We start from the raw sequence: 6,585 nt of genomic DNA, 5'->3' as shown, positions 1-6,585 counted from the left end.
AAGGGCAGATCGCGCAGGATGCGGAGAACCCGCGGCGTCTTGTCCATGGAATGTACATGGAGCGGGCGTTGTGACCGGCCAACTTCGGGACAGACACCGAGCGGGGCGCGGAAGTCGCGCCACGTATTTACACTAGGAAGGCACGGCCAAGCGCCCCGCTTCCCACCCTCATAGAGGGGAGTTCTTTGACAATGGCCAGATGCGAAAGCAGGCGTGGCGATGATGAAACGCGCCAGAGCTCACCTCCCCCTTGAGGGGAGGTCGCGGACTGAGCGAAGCGAAGGAAGCGGGTGGGGTCTTTCATGCCGAGCTCGGCACCAAGAAACGTCGAGCACTGCCGCAGCGACCCCACCCGGCGGCTTCGCCGCCACCCTCCCCTCAAGGGGGAGGGAGACGCCGGGCGTACCGACTCAGCAAGTATTCCAAAGGCCAAATTCATGACTGCCGAAGACAACAATCATCGTTCACGTTGAATGTCTTTCTTCCAAAAGCCGGCAAATGACTGATTGCCGCTTCCCCAACGGAAGGCCTAACCTGTCCAGTTAACGTCCGGGGGGCGGGCGTTAACGAGAGGGGAATTTCAACATGACCATCAAAGGCGCATCGCCCGATTTATACAATGAGGATCTTGCCCCGGCAAAGGTTCGAAACTGGGGACCGTTTTCGATCTTCAACGTCTGGACTTCCGACGTTCACAGCCTGTGGGGCTATTATCTCGCCGCAAGCCTGTTTCTGTTCTGCGGCGGCTTCGTCAATTTCATCATCGCCATCGGCATCGGTTCTCTGATCATCTATGTGCTGATGAACCTGATCGGCTATGCCGGCGTGAAGACTGGCGTGCCCTACCCCGTGCTGGCGCGCGCCTCCTTCGGCATATGGGGCGCCAACGTCCCGGCAATCGTGCGGGCTATCGTCGCCTGTTTCTGGTACGGCGCACAGACGGCTGCCGCTTCCGGCGCCATCGTGGCGCTATTGATCCGCAACGAAGGCATGCTTTCCTTCCACCAGAACAGCCACATGCTCGGCCACTCGACGCTGGAAGTGATCTGCTTCGTCATCATATGGGCGCTGCAACTGCTGATCATCCAGCGTGGCATGGAGACGGTGCGCCGCTTCCAGGATTGGGCCGGACCCGCAGTGTGGGTCATGATGCTGATCCTCGCCATCTATCTGTGCGTGAAGGCCGGCACCTTCGCCATCACCAGCGATATCCCGATGGATGTGCTTCTGGAAAAGACCAAGGATGCGGGCGTGCCCGGCGTTCCGGGCTCGTGGACCTCGCTATTTGCGGTCGCCGCGATCTGGGTGACCTATTTCTCGGCGCTCTATCTCAACTTCTGCGATTTCGCCCGCTATTCGCCGGATAAGGCCTCGCTGCGCAAGGGCAATATCTGGGGCCTGCCGATCAACCTCATCCTGTTCTCGCTGGTTGCCGGCGTTACCACCATCGCCGCTTATGACGTCTACGGCGAGGTGCTGCTGCATCCCGACCAGATCTCGGCCAAGTTCGACAGCTGGTTCCTGGCAATGCTCGCTGCGCTAACCTTTGCAGTAGCGACCCTCGGCATCAACGTGGTGGCAAACTTCGTCTCGCCGGCCTTCGACTTTTCCAACGTCTTCCCGCGGCAGATCGACTTCAAGAAAGGCGGCTATATCGCGGCACTTATCGCACTGGTTCTCTACCCATTCGCGCCATGGGAGGGCAATGCAGCGACCTTCGTCAACATCATCGGCGCGACGATGGGGCCGATCTTCGGCGTGATGATGGTCGACTACTACCTTATCCGTAAAAGCGAAGTCGACGTGGAGGCGCTCTACCGCGAGAATGGCGAATTCCGCTTCCAGAGCGGCTGGCACGTCAACGCCTTCATCGCGGCGGGTATCGGAGCACTGTTCTCGTCAATCCTGCCGAACTTCACCAACTGGCTGCCGTCATGGTGGGGCGTCTATGGCTGGTTCTTCGGCGTCGCGATCGCCGGCGCGATCTACTACGTGCTGCGCTCAGCCGCAGTCAGCGCCGGAGCGAAAACGGCAAAGGCTTGAGCCCCGTTCCACCTTCTCCCCCTGTGGGAGAAGGTGCCTGAACGAAGTGAAGGCGGATGAGGGATGTTGGACGGAGCGCCAAGCTGGAACACCCCTCATCCGACTCGCAAGGGGTGTGCCACCTTCTCCCACAAGGGGAGAAGGAAGAGCTGCAGTTAGACCAACCGCGACTGCTCCACCGCCGCTTCGATGAAGCTTGCAAACAGCGGATGCGGTTCCAGAGGGCGGCTCTTCAGTTCAGGATGGTACTGGACGCCGATGAACCAGGGATGGTCTGGGTACTCCACCGTCTCGGGCAGCACGCCGTCCGGCGACATGCCGGCGAACACCAGGCCGCAATCCTCGAGCCGCTCCTTGTAGTCGACATTGACTTCGTAGCGGTGACGATGACGCTCCGAAATATCGGTGCTGCCGTAAATCTCGGCGATCTTGGATCCCTCGCCGAGTTTCGCTTCATAAGCGCCGAGCCGCATCGTGCCGCCGAGATCGCCGGTTTCGCGGCGCTTTTCCAGCATGTTGCCACGCAGCCATTCGGTCATCAGGCCGACCACCGGTTCATCGGTAGGACCAAACTCCGTCGAGGAGGCATGTTCGACACCGGCCAGCGAACGCGCCGCCTCAATGCAGGCCATTTGCATGCCGAAGCAGATGCCGAAATAAGGCACCTTGCGCTCGCGGGCGAACTTGGCTGCAAGGATCTTGCCTTCGGAGCCGCGCTCGCCGAAACCGCCCGGCACCAGGATGCCGTGGACCTTTTCGAGCCAGGGCGACGGGTCTTCCTTTTCGAAGATTTCCGATTCGATCCAGTCGAGTTTTACGCGAACGTTGTTTGCGAGGCCGCCATGCGACAGCGCCTCGATCAGCGATTTATAAGCGTCCTTGAGGCCGGTGTATTTGCCGACGATGGCGATGGTGACCTCGCCTTCGGGATTGTGAATAAGGTTCGACACGTTTTCCCACGGGTCGAGGCGCGGCTTCGGCGCCGGGTCGATGCCGAAAGCGGCCAGCACTTCCGAATCGAGGCCTTCCTTGTGATAGGCCAGCGGCACATCATAGATGTGGCCAACGTCGAGCGCCTGGATGACCGCCGATTCGCGGACATTGCAGAACAGCGACAGCTTTCTGCGCTCTTCCTTGGGGATGGCACGGTCGGCGCGCACCAGCAGGATGTCGGGCGCGATGCCGATGGAGCGCAACTCCTTGACCGAATGCTGCGTCGGCTTGGTCTTCAGCTCGCCGGCAGTCGGGATGTAGGGCATCAGCGTCAAATGGACGTAGACGGCGTTGTTGCGCGGCAGGTCGTTGCCGAGCTGGCGGATAGCTTCCAGGAACGGCATCGCCTCGATATCGCCGACCGTGCCGCCGATTTCGCACAGCACGAAGTCGTAGTCCTCATTGCCGCCGAGGATGAAATTCTTGATCTCGTCGGTGACGTGGGGAATGACCTGCACGGTCGCGCCGAGATAGTCGCCGCGGCGCTCGCGCTCGATGATGTTCTTGTAGATGCGACCCGTGGTGATGTTGTCGCTCTGGTTGGCCGAGCGGCCGGTGAAGCGCTCGTAATGGCCGAGATCGAGATCGGTCTCGGCACCGTCGTCGGTCACGAAGACTTCGCCGTGCTGGTACGGCGACATCGTGCCGGGGTCGACATTCAGGTAAGGGTCGAGTTTTCGGATGCGCACGCGATAACCGCGTGCTTGCAAGAGAGCCCCAAGGGCCGCTGCAGCAATGCCTTTTCCGAGCGAGGAAACCACGCCGCCTGTGATGAATACATATCGCGCCATGGGAGTCATCGCTTAACGCTACAGGATTGATTCCGCCAGTGGAAAATCAGCGTAGCGTGCTTTTTCCCGGCAAGGTTTATTGCGGCGAACAAACGCCCAAACAAAAAGGGCCGGCTGGGCCGGCCCTTTTTGCCGTAAAATCAGAGATTTACAGGACGACGACGTCCGTACCCATCTTGACCCGACGATAGAGATCCATGACGTGGTCGTTGACCATGCGGAAGCAGCCGTTGGACGAATTGGTGCCGATGGTCTGCGGCTGGTTGGTGCCGTGGATGCGGATATGGGTGTCGGTCTTGCCCTGGTAGAGATAGATCGCACGAGCACCGAGCGGGTTTTCGGGGCCGCCGGGCATGCCATCCTTGTACTGGCCGTACTTCTTCGGCTCGCGCTTCTGCATGTCGAGCGTCGGGATCCAGCGCGGCCATTCCTGCTTGTCGCCGACCTTGGCCGAACCCTTGAACTCCAAGCCTTCGCGGCCAACCGCGATCGCATAGCGGCGGGCGGTGGAGGACGATTCCATGAGATAGAGATAGCGGGCGCGGGTATCGATGACGATGGTGCCGCGCGGATAGCCGGAGAACTCAACCGACTGCGGCTCGAAGTCCGACTTCACCTTGAACTTCTTGTTGGCCTGCTTCTGCTCCAGCACGGCGTCGAGCGCGCGGGTCTGCGGCAGCATGTTCGGCGAGGACGGGTCACCGCCGAAGAGTACCGAGAGGAACCCGCCCTGCGGACGATCCTGTGCTTCGCTGCGCAATTCGCCGTTGTTGCCGGTCATCGCGATCGCAGAGGGATCAGCGAGCGGCACGGCAGCCACGGTTTGAACTTTCGCTTTGGCTCGCGCCTGCTTTTCGTCGGCCTTGGCCTTCGCTTTGGCGATTGCCTTCTGCTGAGCTGCCTTTTCCTTGGCGGTCAGCTTCTTTTTTTCAACCTTTTCTTCCTTGGCGTCAGCCTCCGTGGCCTTGCTCTTGAGCGGGAAAAGGTAGGTCTTGGCCGGAGTGGTTTCGGCATAGGCCGGAGCGGACACGCCAATGGCGGCGCAGAGGCCCAGGAGAATAAGGCTGCGAATAAGCATGATTGCGATCCCGAAATAAATGCACGTCGGCACCGCATGGTTTATGCGATGCGAATGCCGACATTGCCGCTGCGGGATTTATAAGCAATTAACGCTGAAAATCACAAGGAGGGCTTGCTTCACGAAGCCGCGATTCTTAGCCGAAGAATCACCATTTGCGGCAGGTGTGTTCAAACAACAACAGGTTGCAGCCCGAAACGCGAAAAGCCCCTACTCCTAATGACTTAGCCCCACCTGCAAGGGCGGGGCCTAAATCGCGAAGGGGATTATAAGGAGATTACTGGTTCGGAACCTGGGGCGTTGCCGGCTGAGCCGGTGCAGTCGCCGGCGGCGTGGCCGCATCGCTGCCCGACGGAGGCGTGGTCGTCGGAGCGGGCGTCGTGGCAGGCGGAGTGCTCGGAGCACCACCAAGCTGGTCGAGGACGCCACCACCGCTGCCGGTGCCGCCCGTACCGTCATTGTTGTTCGTGCCGCCCTGCGTCGTCGGCACGCGGTCGAGAATGTCGATCGGGCGCTCGCCGTAACGGGCGATGATGGAAAGGATCAGCGACGTAGCGAAGAATGCCGCAGCCAGAATGGCGGTGGCGCGCGTCAGCGCGTTGGCAGCGCCGCGTGCGGTCATGAAGCCCGAGCCACCGCCGATGCCAAGGCCACCGCCCTCGGAGCGCTGCAGAAGCACGACGCCGACAAGCGCGAGAACGACCATGAGATGGATGACGATGATTACGGTTTCCATGGATTTCCTGGCAAAATCTGGTTCGAGCGCCAAACGGCCCGTTATTTGGAGCGGGTCAATACAATGCTTTTGCAGCATTTCCAAGCCCGCGCCCGAATATGGGGCGCGAAGCAGGGTTTACAACGCATTTTCCAGCGAAAATCACATCGCCTGGTAGGCTTCGGCTATGCCGAGGAAATCGGCAGCCTTCAGGCTGGCTCCGCCGACCAATGCGCCGTCGACGTTATCGATGGCGAGCAATTCGACCGCATTCGACGGCTTCACCGACCCGCCGTAAAGTATGCGCATCTTGCCGGCGCCGGCGCCCAGCCTTTCAAGCAGGCGAGAGCGGATATGGGCATGTGCCTCGGCAATATCGGCCACCGTCGGCGTCAAGCCGGTGCCGATCGCCCAGACGGGCTCGTAAGCGATCACTGCGTTGGCCGGCGTTGCGCTGGCGGGAACCGAGCCTTCTATCTGACGCGACAATATGTCGAGCGTCGCGCCGCTTTCACGTTCTACCCGCGTTTCGCCGATGCAGATGACGGCGACGAGCCCTGCCCGCCAGGCGGCCTCCGCCTTGGCCCGGACGGCCGCGTCGTCTTCGCCGTGGTCGGTACGCCGTTCGGAATGGCCGACAATGACGTGGCTGGCGCCAGCATCCCTGAGCATTTCAGCCGAAACGTCGCCTGTATGGGCGCCGCTTTCCTTGGCATGGCAATCCTCGCCGCCGATGCGCACCGGTGTGCTGGCAGCAATTTCCGCCGCACGGAAAACAAGCGTGGCAGGTACGCAGACCAGGGCTTCGGTGTCGGCATCGAGTCCGTGCATGAAACCATGGGTGATGGCACGAAGTTCGTTCAGCGAGGCGCTGGTTCCGTTCATCTTCCAGTTGCCTGCGACCAGCGGGCGAATTCCTGGTGTCATTGTTCTTCCCATCTTTTATTGTAAGGGCGACCCGCGCC

Annotated in this window: 5 protein-coding genes; 1 reads left to right on the top strand and 4 read right to left on the bottom strand. The window is 60.8% G+C overall.

The annotated features are described in order from the left end of the window. Positions 1 to 585: 585 nt before the first annotated feature. A complete protein-coding gene (locus tag BM413_RS21865) occupies positions 586 to 2,043 on the top strand; it encodes an NCS1 family nucleobase:cation symporter-1 (RefSeq protein WP_091916845.1) in 1,458 nt (485 codons plus the stop codon). Between the two features lie 155 nt (positions 2,044 to 2,198). Here the strand turns inward: BM413_RS21865 and BM413_RS21860 are convergent, their stop codons facing one another. The 4 genes from BM413_RS21860 to tpiA form a co-directional block, all read right to left on the bottom strand. Further along, entirely contained in the window at positions 2,199 to 3,836 is a 1,638-nt protein-coding gene (locus BM413_RS21860) for a CTP synthase (protein ID WP_091916843.1), read from the bottom strand. A 139-nt stretch (positions 3,837 to 3,975) separates the two neighbouring features. After that, a complete protein-coding gene (locus tag BM413_RS21855) occupies positions 3,976 to 4,905 on the bottom strand; it encodes a L,D-transpeptidase (RefSeq protein ID WP_091916879.1) in 930 nt (309 codons plus the stop codon). A gap of 277 nt (positions 4,906 to 5,182) precedes the next feature. Continuing rightward, positions 5,183 to 5,641 (bottom strand): preprotein translocase subunit SecG, encoded by a 459-nt coding sequence (gene secG, locus BM413_RS21850; protein ID WP_091916841.1) that lies wholly within the window; start codon positions 5,639 to 5,641, stop codon positions 5,183 to 5,185. Positions 5,642 to 5,782: 141 nt separating this feature from the next. After that, complete coding sequence (tpiA, locus tag BM413_RS21845; RefSeq protein ID WP_091916839.1) at positions 5,783 to 6,547, bottom strand: triose-phosphate isomerase; 765 nt, start codon at positions 6,545 to 6,547, stop codon at positions 5,783 to 5,785. Between the last annotated feature and the right edge of the window lie 38 nt (positions 6,548 to 6,585).

Origin of the sequence: Mesorhizobium sp. YR577, assembly GCF_900116595.1 — a bacterium.
In the GTDB taxonomy this organism is placed as follows: domain Bacteria; phylum Pseudomonadota; class Alphaproteobacteria; order Rhizobiales; family Rhizobiaceae; genus Mesorhizobium_M.
This window is presented reverse-complemented; position numbering and strand designations above follow the sequence as displayed.

Coding starts and splice junctions, on each gene's coding strand:
- BM413_RS21865 (WP_091916845.1), top strand. CDS start 586: ATGACCATCAAAGGCGCATCGCCCGATTTATACAATGAGGATCTTGCC.
- tpiA (WP_091916839.1), bottom strand. CDS start 6,547: ATGACACCAGGAATTCGCCCGCTGGTCGCAGGCAACTGGAAGATGAAC.
- secG (WP_091916841.1), bottom strand. CDS start 5,641: ATGGAAACCGTAATCATCGTCATCCATCTCATGGTCGTTCTCGCGCTT.
- BM413_RS21855 (WP_091916879.1), bottom strand. CDS start 4,905: ATGCTTATTCGCAGCCTTATTCTCCTGGGCCTCTGCGCCGCCATTGGC.
- BM413_RS21860 (WP_091916843.1), bottom strand. CDS start 3,836: ATGACTCCCATGGCGCGATATGTATTCATCACAGGCGGCGTGGTTTCC.